Origin of the sequence: Lelliottia wanjuensis (genome assembly GCF_030238365.1) — a bacterium.
Lineage (GTDB): Bacteria > Pseudomonadota > Gammaproteobacteria > Enterobacterales > Enterobacteriaceae > Enterobacter > Enterobacter wanjuensis.
This window is the reverse complement of sequence record NZ_JASSOT010000079.1, coordinates 56,532-78,426: the sequence shown is the minus strand read 5'-3', so window position 1 is coordinate 78,426 and position 21,895 is coordinate 56,532. Positions and strand designations below refer to the sequence as shown.

17 protein-coding genes and 1 pseudogene are annotated in these 21,895 nt (G+C 52.8%); all 18 read right to left on the bottom strand.

The window, feature by feature from the left end; translation table 11 throughout:
- Positions 1-15: 15 nt before the first annotated feature.
- Positions 16-918 (bottom strand): dihydrodipicolinate synthase family protein, encoded by a 903-nt coding sequence (locus QQF33_RS24360; protein ID WP_282494347.1) that lies wholly within the window; start codon positions 916-918, stop codon positions 16-18.
- A complete protein-coding gene (ilvD, locus tag QQF33_RS24355; RefSeq protein ID WP_282494348.1) occupies positions 918-2,624 on the bottom strand; it encodes a dihydroxy-acid dehydratase in 1,707 nt (568 codons plus the stop codon). Before ilvD ends, QQF33_RS24360 begins: the two co-directional genes overlap by 1 nt.
- A 20-nt stretch (positions 2,625-2,644) precedes the next feature.
- The gene (locus QQF33_RS24350) at positions 2,645-4,033 is read right to left on the bottom strand and encodes an MFS transporter (RefSeq protein ID WP_285158762.1); all 1,389 of its coding nucleotides are present in this window, start codon (positions 4,031-4,033) and stop codon (positions 2,645-2,647) included.
- Between the two features lie 52 nt (positions 4,034-4,085).
- Positions 4,086-5,525, bottom strand: a pseudogene (locus QQF33_RS24345) (sugar porter family MFS transporter); the annotation flags it as partial.
- A gap of 15 nt (positions 5,526-5,540) precedes the next feature.
- Positions 5,541-6,410, bottom strand: a complete 870-nt coding sequence (locus QQF33_RS24340) for an SMP-30/gluconolactonase/LRE family protein (RefSeq protein ID WP_285158761.1) — start codon at positions 6,408-6,410, stop codon at positions 5,541-5,543.
- 5 nt (positions 6,411-6,415) lie between these two features.
- The gene (locus QQF33_RS24335; protein ID WP_285158759.1) at positions 6,416-7,063 is read right to left on the bottom strand and encodes a 2-dehydro-3-deoxy-6-phosphogalactonate aldolase; all 648 of its coding nucleotides are present in this window, start codon (positions 7,061-7,063) and stop codon (positions 6,416-6,418) included.
- Positions 7,063-7,962 (bottom strand): 2-dehydro-3-deoxygalactonokinase, encoded by a 900-nt coding sequence (locus QQF33_RS24330; RefSeq protein WP_285158758.1) that lies wholly within the window; start codon positions 7,960-7,962, stop codon positions 7,063-7,065. The genes QQF33_RS24335 and QQF33_RS24330 overlap by 1 nt, the downstream gene beginning before the upstream one ends.
- 98 nt (positions 7,963-8,060) lie before the next feature.
- Complete coding sequence (locus tag QQF33_RS24325) at positions 8,061-8,792, bottom strand: FadR/GntR family transcriptional regulator (RefSeq protein ID WP_285143935.1); 732 nt, start codon at positions 8,790-8,792, stop codon at positions 8,061-8,063.
- Positions 8,793-9,801: 1,009 nt separating this feature from the next.
- Positions 9,802-10,071: an RHS repeat-associated core domain-containing protein gene (locus QQF33_RS24320; RefSeq protein ID WP_285158756.1), complete on the bottom strand. Its 270-nt coding sequence runs from the start codon at positions 10,069-10,071 to the stop codon at positions 9,802-9,804.
- 266 nt (positions 10,072-10,337) lie between these two features.
- Positions 10,338-10,769, bottom strand: a complete 432-nt coding sequence (locus tag QQF33_RS24315; protein WP_285158755.1) for a type IV secretion protein Rhs — start codon at positions 10,767-10,769, stop codon at positions 10,338-10,340.
- A 189-nt stretch (positions 10,770-10,958) separates the two neighbouring features.
- A complete protein-coding gene (locus QQF33_RS25825; protein ID WP_350319021.1) occupies positions 10,959-11,147 on the bottom strand; it encodes an HNH/endonuclease VII fold putative polymorphic toxin in 189 nt (62 codons plus the stop codon).
- A 109-nt stretch (positions 11,148-11,256) separates the two neighbouring features.
- Positions 11,257-11,640 carry an Imm50 family immunity protein gene (locus QQF33_RS24310; RefSeq protein ID WP_285158754.1) on the bottom strand — a complete coding sequence of 128 codons (384 nt, stop codon included), beginning with the start codon at positions 11,638-11,640 and terminating at the stop codon, positions 11,257-11,259.
- Between the two features lie 10 nt (positions 11,641-11,650).
- Entirely contained in the window at positions 11,651-16,060 is a 4,410-nt protein-coding gene (locus tag QQF33_RS24305) for a PAAR-like domain-containing protein (RefSeq protein ID WP_285158753.1), read from the bottom strand.
- Positions 16,051-17,241: a DUF2169 family type VI secretion system accessory protein gene (locus QQF33_RS24300; RefSeq protein WP_285158752.1), complete on the bottom strand. Its 1,191-nt coding sequence runs from the start codon at positions 17,239-17,241 to the stop codon at positions 16,051-16,053. Before QQF33_RS24300 ends, QQF33_RS24305 begins: the two co-directional genes overlap by 10 nt.
- Positions 17,242-17,251: 10 nt before the next feature.
- Entirely contained in the window at positions 17,252-19,243 is a 1,992-nt protein-coding gene (tssI, locus tag QQF33_RS24295; RefSeq protein ID WP_285158751.1) for a type VI secretion system Vgr family protein, read from the bottom strand.
- Between the two features lie 498 nt (positions 19,244-19,741).
- The gene (locus tag QQF33_RS24290; protein WP_285158750.1) at positions 19,742-20,503 is read right to left on the bottom strand and encodes a DUF4225 domain-containing protein; all 762 of its coding nucleotides are present in this window, start codon (positions 20,501-20,503) and stop codon (positions 19,742-19,744) included.
- 23 nt (positions 20,504-20,526) lie between these two features.
- The gene (locus QQF33_RS24285) at positions 20,527-21,012 is read right to left on the bottom strand and encodes an adhesin (protein WP_282494355.1); all 486 of its coding nucleotides are present in this window, start codon (positions 21,010-21,012) and stop codon (positions 20,527-20,529) included.
- 331 nt (positions 21,013-21,343) lie between these two features.
- Positions 21,344-21,862: an Hcp family type VI secretion system effector gene (locus tag QQF33_RS24280; protein WP_282494356.1), complete on the bottom strand. Its 519-nt coding sequence runs from the start codon at positions 21,860-21,862 to the stop codon at positions 21,344-21,346.
- Positions 21,863-21,895 lie beyond the last annotated feature (33 nt).

The window sequence follows — 21,895 nt, the reverse complement described above, 5'->3', positions numbered from 1 at the left end:
GCCGCAGCCCTATGATCATAGCTGGAATTGGTGAATAAACTGGTGAATGAGCTGCTCGTCTTCCGGCGTGAGTTTCCATCCCGGACGACGACAGTAATCGCTGGCGATAATGCCCCGACGCGTGAGGATGGTTTTTTCCACCTGGATGATGTATTCGCAGTGGCTCATCCAGCGCTGGATGTACGGCAGCAGGCTCTGGTGCAGCGCTTCGGCCTGCTGAATTTCGTCGTTCAGCCAGTGGCGATAGATGCGCACATAGACTTCTGTGAACGAGCAGCCCGGCATCACGCCTTTGCCGCCTGCGGCCAGCATTTGCAGCATGTACAGCCCGGCATAACCGTTCAGCACGCTGGCCTGCGGGGCTTTCGCCAGAAACTCGCGGGTGTAGTCGACCGGCGGATTGCACTCGATTTTAAACACCGCATGGGGATACCGGGCCGCGATCGCCGCCATCTGTTCAGGGGTGATCGGCAGGCCGGTTTCGCCCGGCGCGTACTGGACCATCACCGGGATATCCACCGCTTCGAGGACGGCAAAAATATGTTCCTGAATCGCCTGCGGGCTCGGGCTCAGGAAGAACGGCGGAAGCAGCATCAGGGCATCGACGCCGAGTTTTGCGTAGTCGCGGGCGCGTTTTACCGCCTGTTCCGTGCTGTGGTCCGTGACCGACATCGCCCGATACAGCGGGCTCCCCGCGAGGGTGGAGACAAACAGCTGCGCCAGTCGGTCCCGTTCGTGATCGTTGAGCTTAGGAAATTCGCTGGCGATGCCAAACAGCGTGGTGCCCTGAGCGCCGCTGGTGGCGAGGTGCTCCAGCAGGCGGACCATGCTTTTCTCATCCACGTCACCGTGGGCGGTGAAGGGCATGGCGACAATTGGGTTAACGCCAGCAATGTGCTGCGCGGTGTAGTGGGTCATCAGTCGTCCTCCCGGTCTGCCAGCACCGCGCCTTGCGCAGCAGGCAACGCCCAGCGGCGATAGAGACGCAGGAAGCCGCGCGGCACCTCTTTGTTGACCGGTTTCCAGCTTTCGCGGCGGGTGGCGAGCACCTCTTCTGCTACGTGCAGCGTCAGGGTGCGGGTTGGGATATCAATTGAGATCTCGTCGCCATTTTCCACTAAGCCCAGCTCGCCGCCGTCCACCGCTTCCGGGGAGATATGGCCGACGAACAGGCCACGGTTGGAGCCGGAGAAACGTCCGTCGGTGATCAGCGCGCAGCTGTCCGAGAGGCCCATGCCCTCAAGGGATTTCATCGGTTTGTACATTTCCGGCATACCTGGCCCGCCTTTCGGCCCTTCGTAGCGCAGCACCAGCACGCTGCCCGGCTGAATTTCCCCGGACATAATGGCTTCGACGGACTCCTGTTCGCTGTTGAACACCACCGCCGGGCCGCGGAACACCATCAGGTTTTCCGGTACCGCCGCCGGTTTCACCACGCAGCCAAGTGGCGACAGGTTGCCGTGCAGCACCGCCACGCCCGCCTCGTTACGCACCGGGATCGCCAGGGTGTGGACAACCTCCGGACGGCTGCTGCGTTTGGCCTGCGCCAGCAGTTCGCCTTTGGTTTTTCCGGCCACCGTCAGGGCGTTGAGATCCATCAGGGAGCTGATCTCTTTCTCCACCGCCTGCACGCCGCCCGCTTCCCAGAAGTCGATCATGTCGTGTTCCGAAGCCGGATAGAGCGAGGCGACCAGCGGCACGTGGTGGCTCATTTCGTCGAAGGCGGAGAGCGGCAGATGGCCGAGTTCGGCTTCGTAATGGATCGCCTGCAAATGAAGGATCGCGTTGGTGGAACCGCCGGTCGCCAGCAGGTAAACCATCGCGTTGCGGATCGATTCCGGGGTGATGATTTGGCGAGCGTTAACGCCGTTTTGCACCAGTTTCACCGCCTGGCGGCCCGTCTCGGTTGCGCAGTCGCGGCGCTCCTGAGACACCGCAGGCAGCGTGCTGCTGCCCGGCAGGCTCATGCCGAGCACTTCGCCGATGCAGCACATGGTATTCGCCGTGCCGTACATGGTGCAAGAGCCAGGGCCAGGCTCGGCGATGTTCTCGATATGGGCGAACTCTTCTTCGCTGATTTCACCGCGTTTTTTCCAGCCAATCGCTTCGGTAACGATGTTGCCGTCCCAGTGTTTGCCTTTGTATTCCGCGGGGTACATCGGGCCGCCGTTGACCATAATGGCCGGAATATCGAGGCGCGCCGCCGCCATCAGCATCGCCGGAACGATTTTGTCGCACGAGCCGAGAAGCACCATCCCATCGAAGCGGTGGGCGCGCATCATCACTTCGATGGAGGCGGTAATCACCTCGCGCGCGGCGAGAATATAGCGCATACCGAGGTGGCCCTCGGCGATGCCATCGCACGGGGCGATGGTGCCGAACACCATGCCGACGCCGCCCGCCTCTTCAATGCCTTCCAGCACTTTCGCCGTCAGTTCATTCAGATTGGCGTGGCCCGCCGTGGCATTGGTATAGCTGTTCACCACGGCAATCACCGGGCGGCGCAGTTGTTCGTCCGTATGGCCCATCGATTTGTACAGCGCACGTTTCAGCGCGCCGTCATCACCTTCAAGGATTGGGTTGAAATGCGTGCCACAGCTGGCACATCCTCCACATCCACTCATATGCTTTATCTCTTTCTACGTTAACGACTGATGTGATGCGCAGATTCAGACTGCACATCGCTCTGTTCGGGTTCAGGGATCACTTTTTTCGGGTTTGCCAGACGGGCGGGCAGCGTCAGGATCAGCGGAGCGCACAGCAACAGGAATCCGGCAAGAATGTACAAACCGGTGTCGGTGCGCCCGGTGGCATCTTTCAGCCAGCCCAGCACCGTCGGGCCAAAGAAACCGGCGAGGTTGCCCACGGAGTTGACGAAGGCGATACCTGCCGCCGCGGCGGTGCCGGAAAGCAGCGCGCCGGGCAGGCTGATGTAAGTAGGGATTAACGCCAGGGTGCCGGACATCGCCAGGCAGATCCACGCCATCATCCAGAAGGTCGACCCGCTGCAATACGCGCTGAGCGCAAGGCCGATGCAGCCGATCATCGCCGGAATGGCAATGTGCCAGCGGCGCTCCTGTTTCAGATCCGAGTGACGGCTGTTCCACACCATAAAGCACGCACCAAAGACGTACGGCAGGGCGGCGAGCAGGCCGATGTGGAAATCATCGCTCACGCCGGAGCTTTTGATGATCGACGGCAGCCAGAAGTTGATCCCGTAATAGCCAATGTTGAAGCTGAAAAAGACCAGCGCCAGCAGCCAGACGTAGCCGTTGCTGAGCATCCCTTTCAGGGTGCTGTCGACCTTGCCCTGGTTAGCGCGTTCGCGGTTGGCGGCATCTTTCGCCAGATCGTCCACCACCACCTGTTTTTCTGCCTCGGTCAGCCATCTGGCGGACTTCACGTCGTTATCCAGATAGCGCAGCACCACGAAGGCCAGCAGGAATGACGGGATCGCTTCGACCAGGAATAGCCACTGCCAGTTATGCAGCCCGTCGACGCCTTCGAACAGTTTGAGGATCAGGCCGGAAAGCGGGCTGCCGATAATGGTCGAGAGCGGCGTCACCAGGATAAATAGCCCCAGGGTGCGGGCGGAGCGCCAGGACGGGAACCACAGCGTGAGATAGAACACGATGCCAGGGAAAAAGCCCGCTTCCGCCACGCCGAGTAAAAAGCGCACCACGTAAAACTGCGTGGGGGTGGTGATGAAGATCATCGCCGCCGACAGCACCGCCCAGGTCGCCATGATGCGGGCGATCCAGAAGCGTGGCCCGAAGCGCTGCATCAGCAGGTTGCTCGGCATCTCAAACAGGAAGTAGCCGATGAAGAAAATGCCCGCGCCCAGGCCGTAGACGGTGTCGCTGAAGTTCAGCGCATCCTGCATATGCAGCTTGGCGAACCCGACGTTGACGCGATCCAGGTAGGCGAAGAAATAGCAGAGGATCAAAAAGGGGATCAGACGGCGCGTGATCTTCGCGTAAACCTGCGATTCGGCGGCCTTTCCTGACGACTCTTTTGCAAGACTCTTGTTCATGACGACTCTCCAGGATGCGGCGGCCTTGCAACGTGGCAGGCCGCCTTCGTTTTTATTTGGCCGTGATACTCTGGCCAGCCGAGGCGTGGTGTTTTGTCTGTCCGATATTGCGCAGCGCTTCGCCGTTCATCAGGTTGCGTTCGATGTTTTCCAGCGAAATGTTTTTGGTTTCAGGCACAAACAGGATGGTCAGTACGATGCACGCCACGTTCAGCACGCCGTACAGCCAGAAGGTGTTTGGGCTGCCGATGGTGTCGATCAGCGTCAGGAAGGTTGCGCCGATAATCATGTTGGCGATCCAGTTCGCCATCGTGGAGCAGGTGACGCCAAAGTCGCGTCCGGCCAGCGGCTGGATCTCCGAGCACAGCACCCAGATCAGCGGGCCCGCGCTCATCGCAAAACCGGTAATAAAGATCAGCAGCACGATCACGGCGGTGTACTGCTCGGTCGGATTGGTGATGCCGCTGTGGAACATGTAGCCGAGAATGCCCATGCACACCGCCATCCCGGCGAAGCCCAGCTTGAGGATCGGTTTACGTCCCCATCTGTCGACCAGGCCGATGGCGATAAAGGTTGCCAGCACGTTAGTCAGACCGGCGATCACCGTGCCCCACATCTGCTCGCGGGTGGTGGAGAAACCGGCGATTTCGAAGATTTTTGGCGCGTAGTACATGATCACCGTCATGCCGGTGAACTGCTGCATAAACTGCAGCAGCACACCCATGTAGGTGGAGCGACGGAAGTGCGGGTTGTGGCGGAACAGCTGCCAGCCGCGCTGTTTCATCTTCACGCTTTCACGGATCTGATCCAGCTCGTACTGGGCTTCTTTATCGGAGTTACGCAGCAGCTTCAGGACTTTGCCCGCCAGAGCGTGGCGATCTTTCATCGCCAGCCAGCGCGGGCTCTCCGGCAGGGTGAGCACGCCAAGGAACAGCACGATGGCCGGGAAGGTGATCACCCCGAGCATCCAGCGCCAGTGGCCGCCAGCGCTCAGGGCGGTGTCGGACAGGAAGGCGGCGAGAATGCCGATGGTAATCATCAGCTGATAGAGGGAAATCATGCTGCCGCGAATACGTTCCGGCGCGATTTCAGACAGGTAAAGCGGAGCCGTAAAGGACGCCACGCCCACCGCCAGACCGAGCACAAAGCGGAACACGGAGAGCACCGCCATGCTGTCTGCAAAGGCGCAGCCCACGGAGCCGATCACGAACAGGATGGCACCGAGCAGCAGGCTTTTACGGCGACCAAGGCTGGAGGACATCGGCCCGCTGCACAGGGCGCCGAGTGCGGCACCGAACATCATCACGCTGACCACAATTTCCTGGTGATGGCTGCTGAGGCCAAATTCATTGGCAATAAAGGGTAAAGCCCCGGCAATCACCCCCATATCGAGGCCAAACAGCAGGCCTGCGAGGGCGGCAAGAAAGCAAACAAGCAGCGTTTGCCGGTTAGTTTTTGTAGGGTTCAATGCTGTGTTCATAATGACACCTTGATTGTTTTCGTTTTTTTAAAGCTGAAAAAGACCGGCTGGCAGTCCGGTTAACGTGGTGGAGATGCTTAACAGCGCACCCTCCGTTTCATTCGGTCGCTCAATCCCGTCGCGGGCTGAGGTGATGTACAGCTCATTAAGATCCGGGCCGCCGAAGGTACAGCTGCTCGGCTGCATGACGGGGAGCGCCAGGCTGTCCAGCTCCTCAAGGTTCGTCTCGCAGAGTTGATACCGCACCAGGCGCGACTGTCCCCAGCGGGCGTTGATCAGCTGACCCATTGCGGTAAGCGCAGATCCGTCCGGAATGCCGTCCACGCTGTGTGCCGTCAGTTCCAAAATTTCTGACTGAGCCATCTGTGCGCAGTAAAAACGGTGCAGCAGGGAGTCGGCGAACCAGATTTTGTCGCCATGCCACTGCAGAGTGTTGGGCACCAGTTGGTTGCCGAGCAGGCGTTGCGGGGCGTTATCGCCAGAAGCAAAGCGATACCAGCTGCCGATGGCCTTTTCGGCCGCCGGATCCATGGTGCTGAACCACAGTGCCCCGTCCGGGGCAATGGCGGCTTCGTTTGGGCGCGTACCTATGGCATCAGCCGGGTAATCGCAAAGTGGGGTGAAGCGCGACTGGGCGTAGTCGTACAACCCGATCCCGCTCTGGCTGACGGTCAAAAATGTCTCTTCCTGCGTCGTCAGCAGCACCGCGCTGGTAAAAGGCGGCATGGCGTGGATCTGGGTTCTTGCATTCTCTCCCGGCCAGTAGCGCAGCAGGCGCTGAGCAAGGATATCCACCCACAGCAGCGACTGGCTGCGGGCGCACCAGACCGGGGTTTCACCAAGCTGCGCGCGATAATGGCCGATGGTTTTGAGAGGACCGGTGACGACGCGTTTCATGGGGATTACTCCGCGCACTCACGCCAGGCTTTCTGATAAGCCTGGGCGCGCTCACGCAGTAAATTCATACTCATACCGGCCTGATACAGCCCGCCGCCGAGACCAAAACCGTTCGCACCAGCCTGGATATAGCTGCGCATCTGTGCGGCGTCCGGCTGAATACCGCCCACCGGCAGACAGGCCACGTCATGAGGCACCACGGCGCGGAACGCTTTGGTGATCGCTGGGGTGACATGTTCGGCGGGGAACAGTTTTAGCGCACTGGCACCGCTGGCGATGGCGCTAAACGCCTCGCTCGGCGTCATCACGCCCGGCATGCTGATCAACCCGCGTTTCACCGAGTGGCGAATGACCTCGGGATCGCAGTTTGGCGAGATGATCAGCTGACCACCGCAGTCGGCAACCTGATCGACCTGCTCAACGGTGAGGACCGTACCCGCGCCGACAAATCCCTGACTGCCGACGGTTTTGCGCATCAGTCGGATGGATTCAAGCGGCTCAGGGCTATTCAGCGGGACTTCCAGCCAGTGAAAACCGCAGCTCAGTAAAATGTCTGCTGCTTCGCAGGCCTGTGCCGGTGTGATACCGCGCAGGATGGCGACCAGCGGCAGCGGCTCCTGTTTCCAGCGGGTCGAAAACGTCTTCGGATCCATTATGCGATTCCTTGAATCAGGGAGAAGAGGTGGCTCAGGCCACGGATAAAGCAGTCGTCACCGTTGACCGGCGTGAGTTGCAGATCCATCAGCGAGGCGGCCAGCTGATAGCGCGCGGTGAGCGCAGGGCTGCCGACAACCCACGCCTGCTGTCCGGCCGGTATCGCCAGCAGTTCGTGACCAATCGTCAGACCGGAGAGATAGCTGTGGACATGCGACGTCGCGATTTCCCCTGCCAGACGGCGCGTGCGGGCAGAGAAAATAAGATGCGTAAAGGGCGCGCCGCGAAGGGCGGTTTGAACACCGAGCAGGTACGCGGCGTTGTCTTCCTGCTGCTCTGGCAAATCTTTGCCGAGGAGAGAGCGCTGGCTCAGAAGCGAGAAGATCTCGCCGGTCATAAACGTTGAGAAGACAGATATTTTTCCCTCAACGAGCTGAGCATGTTTGCTGTGCGTGCCGGGCAGCAGGGCAAAATGGTGAGTCGCGGGGTGTAACTGGCACAGACCGAGAAGCTGCACTTCTTCGCCGCGCATCACGTCCGGCTGGGCGAAATGGCTGGTGCCGCTGACGCCGGGAATGATCCACGCCGGACTGCCCCAGGATGTGGTGAAGGTGTGAGTGCGTGCGAGCAGATCGCGGGCTCCGCAGGGTTGCGGCGCATACGGAACTTCATGCCAGCCCTGCTGCGATCCCACCATGCCAGCCATCACGACAGGTAATTTTCCATATTGCTCAAGCCACGGCTGGAGCATGGCGTAAAGCGTGGGGCCAAACTGCGTGTTTTCCACCGATAACAACCCGCGAGGGTGGTTAATCTGATCTATCCGCTGCACCTGGTTCATCAGGAATGCGCGGAAGTTGGTGGTGCCCCAGTCGATGGCAATCCAGTATCTGCTCATATCAGGTAATACAACCCATGCAATCTTGTAATACAAGAATGCTAGAGCAAAAAATCCCCACGATCTGTGAGGAAGATCGAAATTATTTTAAGGAATGATCAGGAGATAAAGTTGAAGAGTTCCGGCAGATCTTTCCAGAGATGCTTTCTGGCGGCGTTGATCAGAATGGTGCGCATCTGCTGACGAGCGCCATCTGGTTGTTTTAAGCGAATGTTTTCAAACAACAAAAAATGATCGTCAACGGCAGCGTGGGAATCGCGAACGTCTTTTTCCAGCGTCTGGCGGAATGACAGCACCATCGCCGCAGAGAGGGCATTACCAAGTGCGAGGAGGAAAGGGTTGTGGGTCGCGCGAAGCAGCGCCTGATGGAAAGCGAGATCGCCTTCTTCAAATAATGCCCGTTCCGCTTCGGTTTGCCCGCGGCGCATCAGGCTCAGCGCATCTTCCAGCGCGGCAAGATCGTGGCCCGTAGCGTTCAGCGCGGCGAGGGTCGCTACGTCAGGTTCAAAAATGAGTCGCGCCACCATCAGCTGCTCGACCAGCTCCGGCCCAACTTCCCCTTCCGCCAGCCAGTTCAGAACATCGGCATCGAGCAGGTTCCACATCTCACGGTTATTCACCGTGGTGCGTTTTTTGGGCTGAATCGTGATGAGCCCCTTGGCGGCCAGGAACTGCAGCGCATTACGCACAGATGTGCGCGAAACCCCGTATTCGCCCGCCAGTTCATTTTCGCCGGGCAACGAGCGCCCCGGATGGAGGTCGCCGTGAAGAATACGACAGGCAATATGCTGCGTGACGGATTCGGCAAGGGTGGTTTGCGGTAGGCTCATGGTATCCAGACAGAAATAAAGTATGAGGGGTATAGTAAGGGATATTGGGAGGGGGGGGAAATGGAGAGTGTGGTGGGGGCGGGATATCCTTGCGCGGTGCCGATCTGCGCACCTTCCAGACGCGTTATTTCTCGCTTCACCTTTAAAGATTACTGGCCGAAGTAAGTGGGATTTGATACCTGGACTGGGTGACGATGAAAATATTAAAGAAATGTCTGACGATTATTGCTGGCAGCAGCGAGGTGCAGGCTCTGCGGGCTGAGCTTTGTCAGGTTAAGAAGGTGGTTAAAGGGATGAAAGAACTGGTTGGTTAGCGGGATGGGGATAATATAAAGCCGGAGATGTTTGATAATCTTTCCGGCTTTTTACCATGCATTTAAGATAGTCATTCAATTATTACGCTAGACCAGTGACATTCGCAGAAAAATGTCCCCGGTTTTGGTTGGCTTATTTTTTCAATACTAATGTTCAATGCTTTAGGTGACGAGTCTTTTTTAATTTTTATAATAACTTCATGAAAATGATAATCAGCAATTTTTTGTTCAATGATTGTGAAATCATTCTTTATTAAAAAAGAAACTAATTCAGTTATTGGGTGACAAACCTCAATGTCATCTATTCTCATGATTACTCTAATCCTATTGGATTTTCAGTTGGACGTAATACTGACGGGAAGTCTTCTACAAAATACTGAGTGGCCCCACCTTCACCAAAATGAGGGTTAGCTTTAGCGGTTGAAGTAGCTATCTTAGTATCCTGTAAAACCTCATACGTCTGCACTTGTGGTATGTAGCCATAGATATCATGAGGCTTAACCTGTGTTATTTTTCCAAGAGCAACTCTTTAACCTCCAGCAATCTCTAAGCTAGCGCCTGACAAATAAAATTCAGATTGTCTCGGGACGGCGCCGTAGATAGTATCGCCTTTTTGCAATTTGCCAATCATCAACTCCAGGATAATCACCTTTACCTTGCCACTTCGAAGCTTTGTCAGTGATATCCGTTTTACATTACCCCAATGGGTCCAAAAATTTCAGCGGATCATTAACGTAACTATAGGGGCTCATTCCCCCCGCAAGCCCTATCGGGTCGGCCGAAATGTACTCCCCAGTCTCCTCTTCGTAGTACCGAAAACGGTTGTAGTACAACCCGGACTCTTCATCCTCATACTGCCCCGGAAAACGCAGGCGGCAGACGGGCGCATCGTCTTTGTTGATGCCTTCTTCCCGGCCCCAGAGCTGCTGTTTTCCCTGCCAGGCAATGGTCCCGTCTTTGATCAATAGTTCCTAAAGACAGTCGGTGAAGTCGGTCACGGTGTAGTGTAGTTGTGACATTTCATAACGTAATCGGCTTCAGCTGTCCTGCAGCATAAAGTCAATGGGTGCTTTATTTATACGTCGTGGCTGTTTGCGTACAGTGTTATTCCACTCCCAATTAACTGCTTTTGTAGCTTTTGTAGCTTTTGCAGCTTGTGCAGGAGAATATCAATAGTGTGGGTTTAAGCTTGCGAATTTATCAGCAAGCTGTTCGTTATTATTTAATGAATCTAATTGGAAAATCCAAAATCCAAATAACCTTCTGAGCTAATTACAAAACACCATTTAGTATCCAGATTAAAAAAGTAATGATGTTGAGGGACATGCTCTATTAATAAATCAAACATTGTATCAATTTTATCGACTGATATTGCCAGAGCAAAATCCAATGATGAATCATTGATGTAATGGATTTTTTCTGAGTTATAAATGAAATCCCTCAGATATTTACAGGAGAATTTTTTAACTAAAGAAGGCCAACATTTTTTATCCTCCCCAAGTTCTTGATGCATATGTTTAATCGTTTTTTTCCAATCGATTTTTGAACCCACCCAGTTGAACATTCCGGATAGTGAATCAGCAATAGGTTCCCAGTTATCAATTATTTCTGGAGCATCCGGGAGTTTTGTAATTTGCAATCTAATTTCATCGTTTAAAGTCATTCACCTCTCCTCGGTTTTGTGGGGTGATCATACCGGTCTTGATGTTTTGTCGTTGTCGGTTCAGTTGCATCAAATTGATTATGAGTGATTTTTTCTTTTCCATGTGCGTAATCGAAAAACATAATTACTGACATCTTGGGAATTCGTAGTGTCCGGCATTCCATCAATAGAGCTATTTCTGGAGGTATTTCAAGTTTCGGGAACTAGTGGACATGGGTCAAAATGCTGCCCTTGATTACCTAGAATTCCCGGCGAACCATATGTATGACCGGCAGAGTGTTCCTCAAGAGTAATTTTAGAACTATCTGGGCGAGAATATGTATATTCTGTTGTATAGATTGACTTTTGATTAGCATCCAATATATTACGGCCATTCATATCTGTCTTCTCAGGTTAAAAAGGTGGTTAATGGGATGATAAAAATGGTTGCTTAGTGACTTGAGGATAATAAAAAACCGGGGAGAGCTAAATTCTCACCCGGATTTATTCATTGGCTGATATATACTGATGGTCCCATCAGTTGTATGTGAGAACACTTCAAATTTAAAAAGATAGAACGTCCCTTTATTATTACTTCATTATTTTTAGTATGCATGCCTATAGTTATATTTGCTGGCATCTCTGTGGACATCCCTTCTATTTTTAAATGGTTTACCCCACTGCAATTTAAGCCACATCTACATCTGTTATAACCTTTTGTCCATTTTGGAGGTGGGTTGTCTGGTAATTCATCAATTAGATCAAAAGATATTATTACCGTAGCAGCTTCACGATCTATTTTTATATCGAAAATATCGATTTTTCTTACTTCGATAGGTTTGGTAAAAACCTTGTTAAACAATATACTACCATCAATATCATTCCAGAGCATGCCACTCTCCTCAAAATTCATAATGATCAAGTGTACCAGGAACTGAGCCTGTTCGGGTATTGTCCATTGGTCTTACATTTATATGCGAGCCTTGATTTCCTATTCCGTTAGGATAAGAGTGTCCATCTGAATGATCTTGGATAATAATTTTATCCCCATTTGGCTGGGTAAATTGATATTCTCTTGTCCAGACTTGATTACCATTGCTATCAAAAATCGGTTTTTTTCTGGAGTCAGTCAATGGTACATTTCGATGATCACCAAAGAATCCAGTTTTAGAATTGAATAATCTATCTGGTTGTTGATTCATTGGTATTCCTGCATCTCTTTTCGCCGCTCTGAACGCCTCATTTCTTGACCCATATTTGGGAGGACAACAAGCCAGCCCCAGCGGATCAACCCACCTCAGCGGATTCGCCACATACCCGTATGGATTCACTCCACCCGAAAGCCCTATCGGGTCCGGACTCAGATACTGTGCCGTCTGCGCATCATAGTACCGAAAACGGTTGTAGTGCAATCCGGATTCTTCGTCCTCGTACTGGCCCGGAAATCGCAGGCGGCAGACGGGCGCATCGTCTTTGTTGATGCCTTCTTCCCGGCCCCAGAGCTGCTGTTTTCCCTGCCAGACTATGGTCCCGTCTTCGGTCAGGAGTTCCTGAATATGTCCGGTGATGTCGGTTACGGCATAATAAAGTATCCCCTTTTCGTAATGAGCCAACGGAGTGAAGCTGCCCGGCTCGTACAGCCAGCGGATGGCATTTTCAGGCTCCGGCTGGCCTTCCGCACCCACCGGGATTTCCGCCGTTAACCGATCACCGTCCCAGTGAAAATCCATCCCCGGTTTGTCGCGGTTGGTGCAGCGCTTGCTGATACGTCTGCCAAATGGGTCGTATTTATACTCCCAGCGTTCCCCTTCCGGAGTCTCGAGACCGGTTAACTGGCTTCTGGCATCCCAGCGGTAGCGCCACTGCAGCGGACGGTACCCACCTTTGTCGACTAACTTTTCAACCAGACGACCATTTACATCGTATTTCCAGATGACGCCATGGGCATTTACGACCCGGACAAATTTCCCTTCTTCGGGTTTGCCGGTATCCGGATTGATACGGTGGGTGCTGTGCCGCCAGCTCTTGCATTCGCGGGTGCTGATCCGCCCGTGCTGTTGCTGCTGGTGCGCTTCACTCTCCAGCACCTCATTGACCCAGGTCTGGCGGCGTGTGATGTTGAGGTTTTTGTCGTAAGTGAATCGCTCCTCATGCATCGGGATGTGGCGGTTGCCGGTCCAGGTGGCGTGGCTTATCTGGTCGTTCGCCGTCAGTGTGTGAACGGCAGTACCGCGCAGCGAGTCGGATATCATCGTCAGGTTGTACGCTTTGTCGTACAACCATTCCCGCGTCAGGATTTTGTTCCGGTCATGCGGCCCGGCGTTCTGGTCTCCGGCCTTTAGCGTGGTCAGCATGCCGGCTGGTGTGTAGCCGCGTTGCTGATAAAACCCGGCGTCACTGCAACGCGATATTTCCTGGCTACGCAGGTCGTGCTCAAACGTGAGCGGGGCGTGGTCGTTAAGCTGCCAGGCTTTCAGTTCACCCATCAGGCCGCGGGTGAAGCGCTCTGTAATTCCGCCAGTGGTGCATTGCGTGACAAAATCACGTTGTTCATTGTAGCCGTACTCGGTGCGCCTGCCGTTGAGGGTTTCAGCGGCAAGACGTCCGGCCTCATCGTACTCGTACGTGACGGTGGCATCGTTATTTTTAGCCTCGACCAGTCGGCACAGGGTGTCGTAGCGAAAAGACGTGGCGCTGAGGATGCGGGCATTATCATCGCGCGTGACCTCTTCATCGGTGAGCTGGTCGGTCACGTTATAGCGGCGGTTGAGATGCGTGCCATCCGGGAAGGTGGTGCGGATGCAGCGACCTGCGGCGTCGTATTCATAGCACAACGTGCGGCCGGTGAAGTCGGTTTCTGCAATGAGCTGCCCGGCTTTGTCGTATTCCAGCCTGTAGCTCTCTCCTGCTGCACTGGTGATTTCTGTTAAACGGGTGAGCCTGTCGTAGCGACATGTCAGTCGTTCGCCGTCCGGGCGGATGATAGCGGTCAGCAGGTCAAAGGCACCGTATTCATATCGGGTGGTTTTCCCTTCACCATCGGTGAAGCTCTCCGGCAGTTTCTCGCTGTTCTGTTGCATCAGCTCGCGTACGCCGTCGGGGCGGTTGATTTCCTCAACGCTGCCCTGTGGCCCCGCGTGGGTTTTACTGTGACGGAACTGTGTGGTGAAACCCAGCGGGTCTTTCACGCTTAGCAGGCGGCCGAGAAAATCGGTTTCGGTGTGAGTGACACCGCCATCAGGGGCTACGGTTTCCTGAACCTGATGCAGGGCATCATGATGCCATACCCAGGTGGCGCCATTGGGCAGGATATGGGTCAGCAGGTCGCCCTGTGCGCTGTGGCTGAACTGCTGCTTGCGGCCCTGCGGGTCGGTGAGAATGACCACGCTGCCGTTGTCGTCGTAGTCCCACCGCCACACCTGGTCGCCCGGGGCTCTCAGGCGGGTCAGCTGTCCGTTTTCGTTGTAGTCGTAATACAGACTGTAACCGCCCGGGAGGGCGACCTGACGGATGCCTCCTTCACGGTTGTAATCATATTTTGTGATGCGCCCGAGTGCGTCGGTGCGGGACTGAAGTCGGGTGTTGTCCCAGACGGAGTGCTCTTCGCGCCCCAGCGGGTCGATGCTGCGGGTGACGAGTCCGTCGTCGTTATACCAGTAGCGGGTTTCGCCGCCTTCGGCATCAAGGTAAGTGGTGCAGCGCTCTTCGTCGTCATAGACGAAACGGTCATCGTAGTAGCCTTCCGTTGACAGCGTGCTGATGGCCCGGCCCTGTGCGTCATAGCCAATATCGACACAGGTTTTATCGGTGTCTCGCCAGCGCGTCATAAAGCCTTCAGGCGAGTACTCATGCCACAGATGGGTAAACTGGAAGGTGTCACATTCGGCGAGAAAACCCTGCTCGTCGTACTGGCAGGTGACCATGCGCTGGCGCAGCGGGGTTGCGAGGTCGATGTTCATTAACCGGGACTGTTGCCAGTCAAGTTCGAGCGTATAGCCGTCGCTATGGTGGATGGCCGTCAGCAAATCGCCGGTGTAAAGGAAATCAGCCCGGTTGCCGTGACGGTCGTGCAGCGCGGAGAGCCGACAGGTGCCATTTTGCGTCAGCGTAAATTGTTGCGTCTGCTGTGAACGGCGGTCGAAGAGTGACAGCCCGTCGTGCAGACTGCCGGAAAGCCGGTAGTGGGCCTGACGGCCATTTACTGCATCACGGAAAATGCCGTCCTGCGGAATGGGATAATAGAGCACCACCCCTTCGGCATCAGCGAAGTGCAGATTATCACCGTGCAGGGTCAGTGAGCATGACCACTCATCGGTCCATTTAGGCCCGAAAATACCGCTGCCTTTTGCCTTTGAGCGATAAAAGCGGGAAAGTGACAGGGGAAGTGAACCGGGCAGGGAAAGGACGCTGAAATGCTGGAGAAAATCACCGGTTCCGGCATCGACGGGGTCACCGGGTTTGGTGCACATGCCGCTGAAAACACCTTCTCCTTCGCCTTCCAGCGCTTTGATTTTTCCGCTGATATTGGCGCCGTCCATTGTTGCACTACCGGCTGTTCTTAGCGCAAAGCCCATGACCAGACTTTGTGCTACAGTCATCAATGCCCTGTTTTGAGGGGTATCCGCTGCATTATAGGTCTCGAGAGCCTCCCCCCCAATCTGTTCTGCCGCGTTCCGTGCAGCTTCCGGAGTCGTGTTGTAGTAACCGGACGCATAGAGCATTGCACCGATTTGCTGGCTGTTCATCACCCCGTCTGGCGTATGGTCAGTCGTAAAATCCTTAAAGGCTTCCCTTGCCTGATCGTCGTCAGGCTGTGACTCCGCTTGTTGCCTGTAGTGATTTATCAGGCCATTAATGTAGCTTTGTTCTTCTGCTGTTTCGGGCACCACAGCCGGATCGGCCTGACTGGCAGGCACGCTGGCGGCAGGAGGTTGACCCAAAATAATTCCCGTTGTATTGCGGGCATTCATCCAGAACTTATCGAGGTGCCGCAGAACCGGTTTTCCTCCGACACGCACTGTGGTGCTAGACTCCAGCGGCTCACAGATATCCCCCACGGTGCCGCTTTTAATGCCTTTAGCGACACCAGGTTCATCACCTTTGGTTTTGGGAATAAAGCTCTGATTCAGCACCAGTACCGGGCAGTCGTTAGCCAGCACGTCAGGCACCGTCAGCACTGAACTCACCATATCGGCAGTAACCGGATAGGGGACAGGCGGGGTCGCTGGCCCCATCGGGGTTTTACAGACGTCCGGCGTGGTGCTGACTACCGTCCACGACGCATCCTGACGTGCGATATAATTCAGCGCCATATTGATTCTCCTTCCATGCTGTAGCGTGCTTCCATTGCCCGCACTGGCGAATTGGCTGGCAGCAAATAACGCCATGTCTGCGCTACCGTGAGAGCATCGGTATCAATGACTAATGTGTCGACCCACATTTTCTGGGGTGCTAACGCCCCCGTATTCATCCGCAGCAAAATAACGGCCTGGTTTGCGGGCAGCGTGAAGGTGATCTCCCCATCAGGATGCAGCCCCTGGAGGGTGATTGTTGAACTGGGTTCAGGAAAGGGAATTTGCTGATTGCCCGGTGCGCTGTTCCAGTAACTAAAATTGAAATCATCAGGCAGGTTGGGATGGCGGTTTTCCAGCCATTCCCGGTCATAAGTGCCAGCCAGCGGCAGACGCGGCAACCAGGTTCGGCTGATACAGCCAAAACCCGCAGGCTGAAATTGAGGCGCAGACCTGTCGGCTTTTCCGTCCAGGCAGGCAACAAAATGACCAAGGGTGAACTGACTGTCAGTGGCGATAATACGCGGCGCTTCAACCTGGTGAATGTCACAGGCTTTCAGGTACCACGGCTGCGTATAACCCAGCCCCAGCGGATTCACTTCGCAGGCGATATGCGCCAGTGGCGGGTGATCCTGGTCAGGATATTCGCGGAGCTGGGCCTCGGTAAGGCGGTATTTTTCAGGGATTCGGCTGGCATACTTACTGTCAGCCACCACGCGACATTCGCCGCCAAAGGCATGGCGGTAATCCAGTGGCAGGGAGGTGAACGGCTCGGGTTCTGTTTCACTCCATTGGCCCGTGAGTGAATGACGCTGGTAAAAACGTTTACCCGTCACCCGTAATTTTTTGTCCAGAATGACTTCATCCGTGGGTGAACGCATCAGCACGCCCGCTGTCATATCTGGTACGGTGCCGCCGCCCGGTGTGTAAGCGGTTCCGTTGATGATGATGTCACAGGCGGGTTTAAAGGGGGCAAGGTCGCTTTCACGAAGCACAGGGGAGTTATTCATTTCCCCGACAAACTCATCCTCCACGCATAAAGGTAATGGAGGATTTTCCATCAGTTGTGGCTGCCATTGTCCACTCTCGTCCTGCTTAAGTTTGAAGCCGGTTTTCATGACAACGACACGATGGCGCTCATTCTGTTGGTCATCCATGGCGTATTCCATTACTGAAAACGGCGTCAGATTACGAAATTCCATTTTTCACGCCTTAGTTAATGAGAACGTCTTTGCCTTTGATAGTGGCCGGACCGCTTGCCGTAAATTCAAATGCTGTCCCGGTAATAGTGACCTTCCCTCCAGCCTCCAGCGTGATAGAGCTGGCGCCACACTTCAGCTCGATTTTCTCGGCAGAATGGACGGTGGCGGCGTTCGTAACCTCGAGTGAGTAACTCTTGTTCACGGTGATTTGCTGATCCTTGATTACGGTTTCAGTATCATTCCCGGTGATAGTGCTCTCCTGATCGCCGCCAACGGTTTTCGTGCGATTCTCAGTGACATCCAGCGTCTGGTTGTTCTGCACGGTGATGGTCTGATCATTGGCAACGGTGACTTTCTGATCATGACCGCCTTCTTTTTTGCTGCCGACATTCACTGTCTGACCGACGATGACCGTAATCGCCTGATTGTTCTTCACTGTTTCAGTGTGATCGTGGTCTACCGTCGTCTTTCGGTCATGCAGCACCTCGGTTTCCATATCCTTCTGGGCATGGATGTAGACCTGCTCTTTGCCGGTCGCATCTTCAAAACGAAGCTCGTTAAACCCACTGCCCATGTAAGTTTTCGAGCGGATAGTCATCTGGGTTTTGGTGCCGGGCAGGCCACCGGGGGAGGTGTTATCCGCGTGATAGGTGCGCCCCATAATGATGGGCTGGTCCGGGTCTCCGTTGAGGAAATCGACAATCACTTCCTGGTTGATGCGCGGAATAGCCAGGTTGCCAAATCCTGCGCCTGCCCACGCCTGCGATACCCGCACCCAGCAGGAACTGCTCTCATCTTTAGGGTTATACCTGTCCCAGTGAAACTGCACACGCACGCGGCCATGTTCGTCGCAGAAGATTTCCTCTCCGGCAGGGCCGGTGACGATGGCGCTCTGCGGGCCGTCGACTTTGGGTTTAGGGAGGGGTTTAGCTCTCCAGGTGCGGTCTGCCGGGATGACGGAAAATTGATTATTCAATGTGGTGCCCGTGCCCGAGTTTCCGTGCAATGCCTGAGGTTGCAGCCCTACAATAGTGCTCCGCACAACCTGCCATTTTCGGTTAAGCGTTTCTTGCGGATGATTTTCAAGCGCGAAGCTGGCACCTGGCCATAGTTTGGGGGAGTTGCTGAGACCGTAGGCCGTCTCAGCGTTGTTACGTAAACCATCCATCTGATAACGGGAAAAATCCTGCCCGTGCTGCTCATCTTTGAAACGCCCCGGATAGTCATAGATTTCATACTGTGTGAGTTGATTATTCAGGTTCTCGCCGTGCTGGGTAAATGTGCCGTTCCAGCCGGGTACTTTGAATGTAAAATCTTTACTCATAACTGATGAAGGACGAACTCCTGCGTCATAATGGAATTCACTTATGCATTCACGACTCACTTCAGTCGTTATATTTGGGTTGAAGAGCATCGTATCATTGAGTGGAGACAGGCTGGCCACGTCATCACACAGCATCAGTTTCTGATTTGGGCCGCCAGGGAAGTGTTTGTCATAAAAGAAGATGCCTTCTTCAGCCCAGAGACGTGATAAAAATGCCAGATCGGTTTCGCCGTACTGCACGCAGAATTCACGGGAAGAGTGGCTGGCATTAAAAGATGGTTCCCAGTCACTAATCCCGCTCTCATCCAGAAGCGTTGCAGAGATCGTCTGGATATCTTGCTGTTGAAAAATGCGGAAATTCTGTCGCAGGCCGCAGCGCCAGAGAGGGGGCTGGATACAAAAACGATACTGCATTTGCCAGCGATTATTTTCCTTCATTCCAAAACTGGAGACTACACCAGTGACATAGCGAAGAGCCTTTGGGCCCTGCCAAATGGTTAGTGTTGCTTTTTTTTCTAATAAATTCTGCGCTTCTTGGTTAAAGGATTTACTCGCTACATCAACATCTAATACAAATGGAAATGAGAGTCTTTGCTTTAACCAGAAACTGACTACAGCGAATGTATCAGATGACTGACCATCAACATCTAGCGTAAATCGGAGTCCTTTCAATGACATATATTTATCCTTAAGAGAAATAAAATATTAGTGAATGATTCGGCAATATATTAATTAAGTTGGAAAAATTGTGGAGTTGTGATTTTTTTGAGTGTGAAATTGTGGTTTTATACTTTAGATTTCTAGATTGTTTATTTTGAGAATAATGATGGGTTTTCTGTATTGCTAGAAATAGTGGTGTTTCCTATGAATGAATTTTTCTTGCGATAATGTAGGGTAATGAACTTAACCACGCTAAACCGAATGAAATGTAATAAAGTGGAATGTTGTTATAGATATAGATATCCACAAAAGGTATTCTTCCAAAATTAAATACATAGAAATGGAATAAAGGTAATGCCATTGATGTGATGATCGCGTAAAGATGGGATACGGGGTTTTCAGATTTTAAAAGTTTATTTACAATGGTGAAGTTAATATGCAATCCGAGCAGTGAGAAAGCAATGTATAAAAGATTTGTTTTATTCCCAAGCGCCTCTAAAACAAAATCAATGATCATTAATATGCTCTCCATTGTCCTACTACTGTATTCAGGTCGCCGACTACCTCAATAAATAAATCACCCGGCCCCATTAGAGTCACTCCCATTTTCTTCATACCCCAAAGCAGATCTGCATTGATATAACGGTAGAGTCTTTGTGCATCCTCTGTCAATTTATATTCGAGTAAACCATTTATTGACAGAGCAACATCTACAAAAGTATAAAAAATATCAGAATCTCTAGCATTCAAGCCAAATAGGTCACCCAATCCCTCATAAACAAAACGTAAGGGTCCGGTGCAACTTTGCCGATAAAGCAAATAATAGCCATTTTCAATAAGATTGTTGACCCCATGAGCTGTCAATAATGCCCCTGGAATTATCCCTGCACCTGTGCTAATCATTCCAATTCCAGAGACAACCTGTAATCCTCCGGCAATAAATCCAGCACCAGCGATGAACAGGTCAACATTTATGGTTTCCCTTCCACCGCTTCCTCTGGTCCTCTCATGATATGTTGGGTGAAGGAGAATAACCTGTTTAACCTGGCTTTTCGATAATTCATCATCCTGCCTTCTCAGGGATGTAATTTCAAGATCAAGAGCTTCGATGGCTTCGCGTTCTGTCAAATTTCCCGAAAATACATTCGAATTTATTTGCGATGAGTAATTAATTACTTCACTGATAAATCGGTCTTTGGCAAGGCTCCATTCCATGTATTTGCTTGCGACACAATTCATTGTTTGTATAAGTTCATTTTGTTTTACAGCCAGATTCATGGTGATTTCTCTCGTTTTTATTTTTAGAGGCCGCAGTATCCAGACATTTCAACCTTCATTTGACGATTGTTTTTTTCTATAATGATGGCGACTTTAGTGTCATATCCTTCTTCATCCATTGCTGTGTTTTTCAATGGATTTTGTAGTGTAGTAATAACAATGTTCCCCCCCTGAAAAACGGAGGTGTTATTATTTGAAAGTATCTGTTTTAATATGGTTAAATTTCCATCCAATTTCATAATGGCTGAGTATGTACACTCTTTCCCACCTACAGGGCAAATTGCACCTTCGACATAGTTATAGAAATTCTCTTTCTTATTATCAACAAGGCGCAATGTACAAGTGGAGTGTCTCAAATCCGGAATCTCCTCATCAGCAATCTCACCAACGTCGAAACTATTATTGTTAAGGCCATCTAACGGCATGCTGCCAGGTTCAGTTGCATTACAACCAACAACGCCAGATAACATCAGGGTTAAAATAAATAGAATGTTATTAAGCATTTTCATAAACGGCTCGAAGGTCAAAATTTGGGAAGATTATTTTTCCATTTATCAGATATTGTGTTGGAACAGTCTCGTTGGAATCTCTTCTGTAATCTCCTGCACGTGTTGAAAGATCTCCTTGCTAAACGCTCTTTCCTTGAGCAAGTTACGAAGACGATGACTTGAAATACTTTATTCATTCATGCTCATCATATATTTTTCTTCAGACACGCTACCGCCGAAGTCTCCGGCATCCGCCATCTCCCATAAAACGTCATCCCTAAAAACGCTCTTTTTCGACTGCGCGATACAAAAACAGCATCCAGCCCTAAAGGCTGGATGCTGTGCGTTTAACTTATGCTTCCAGTGGTGCACGCCAGTCATCGGCACCAGAGGTACCTGACTTCACGTGCTCCCACTCGATTTTACGGTAGGCGAGAGAGACCTGAATTAACTGGGTAAACTCACGCTTTTCCGCGTCCTGACAGTGCGGCATGTTGCAGTCGATATCCACGATGGTGGAGTCGGTCAGGCGGGTGGTAAAGAAGTGTTCTTGCTTGCCCTCAATGGAGGTGCGCCACCAGTGAAGTTCAGTGGTTGGTAACATCTCGCCGGAAGCCAGTGCGTTATACAGCAGCGGTACGGCTTTGTTCAGCGCCACGGTAAAGATGAAAGGCTTGTGAGCGCGCTGGCCAGATGGCTGACCAGACTGCGGATCCGTAGGGACTGTCACGTTATGCTGAAATTCCTGTACCAGCATTTCATCTTCGTGACCCTGCACGTAGATGTTGCCGACCGACGGTGCGGTAAATGCACCTTCGGTAATTTTTCCCTGGGTCTGACCCGTGATTGAGATGTAACACGGTGTAGGCATTTTCAAACTCCTTGTTAATGTTTCAATGACTGC

What these genes read in the sequence shown, in the direction of transcription:
- QQF33_RS24360 (WP_282494347.1), bottom strand. Translation starts at nt 918, where the DNA reads ATGACCCACTACACCGCGCAGCACATTGCTGGCGTTAACCCAATTGTC.
- ilvD (WP_282494348.1), bottom strand. Translation starts at nt 2,624, where the DNA reads ATGAGTGGATGTGGAGGATGTGCCAGCTGTGGCACGCATTTCAACCCA.
- QQF33_RS24350 (WP_285158762.1), bottom strand. Translation starts at nt 4,033, where the DNA reads ATGAACAAGAGTCTTGCAAAAGAGTCGTCAGGAAAGGCCGCCGAATCG.
- QQF33_RS24340 (WP_285158761.1), bottom strand. Translation starts at nt 6,410, where the DNA reads ATGAAACGCGTCGTCACCGGTCCTCTCAAAACCATCGGCCATTATCGC.
- QQF33_RS24335 (WP_285158759.1), bottom strand. Translation starts at nt 7,063, where the DNA reads ATGGATCCGAAGACGTTTTCGACCCGCTGGAAACAGGAGCCGCTGCCG.
- QQF33_RS24330 (WP_285158758.1), bottom strand. Translation starts at nt 7,962, where the DNA reads ATGAGCAGATACTGGATTGCCATCGACTGGGGCACCACCAACTTCCGC.
- QQF33_RS24325 (WP_285143935.1), bottom strand. Translation starts at nt 8,792, where the DNA reads ATGAGCCTACCGCAAACCACCCTTGCCGAATCCGTCACGCAGCATATT.
- QQF33_RS24315 (WP_285158755.1), bottom strand. Translation starts at nt 10,769, where the DNA reads ATGACTTTAAACGATGAAATTAGATTGCAAATTACAAAACTCCCGGAT.
- QQF33_RS25825 (WP_350319021.1), bottom strand. Translation starts at nt 11,147, where the DNA reads ATGAATGGCCGTAATATATTGGATGCTAATCAAAAGTCAATCTATACA.
- QQF33_RS24310 (WP_285158754.1), bottom strand. Translation starts at nt 11,640, where the DNA reads ATGCTCTGGAATGATATTGATGGTAGTATATTGTTTAACAAGGTTTTT.
- QQF33_RS24305 (WP_285158753.1), bottom strand. Translation starts at nt 16,060, where the DNA reads ATGGCGCTGAATTATATCGCACGTCAGGATGCGTCGTGGACGGTAGTC.
- QQF33_RS24300 (WP_285158752.1), bottom strand. Translation starts at nt 17,241, where the DNA reads ATGGAATTTCGTAATCTGACGCCGTTTTCAGTAATGGAATACGCCATG.
- tssI (WP_285158751.1), bottom strand. Translation starts at nt 19,243, where the DNA reads ATGTCATTGAAAGGACTCCGATTTACGCTAGATGTTGATGGTCAGTCA.
- QQF33_RS24290 (WP_285158750.1), bottom strand. Translation starts at nt 20,503, where the DNA reads ATGAATCTGGCTGTAAAACAAAATGAACTTATACAAACAATGAATTGT.
- QQF33_RS24285 (WP_282494355.1), bottom strand. Translation starts at nt 21,012, where the DNA reads ATGAAAATGCTTAATAACATTCTATTTATTTTAACCCTGATGTTATCT.
- QQF33_RS24280 (WP_282494356.1), bottom strand. Translation starts at nt 21,862, where the DNA reads ATGCCTACACCGTGTTACATCTCAATCACGGGTCAGACCCAGGGAAAA.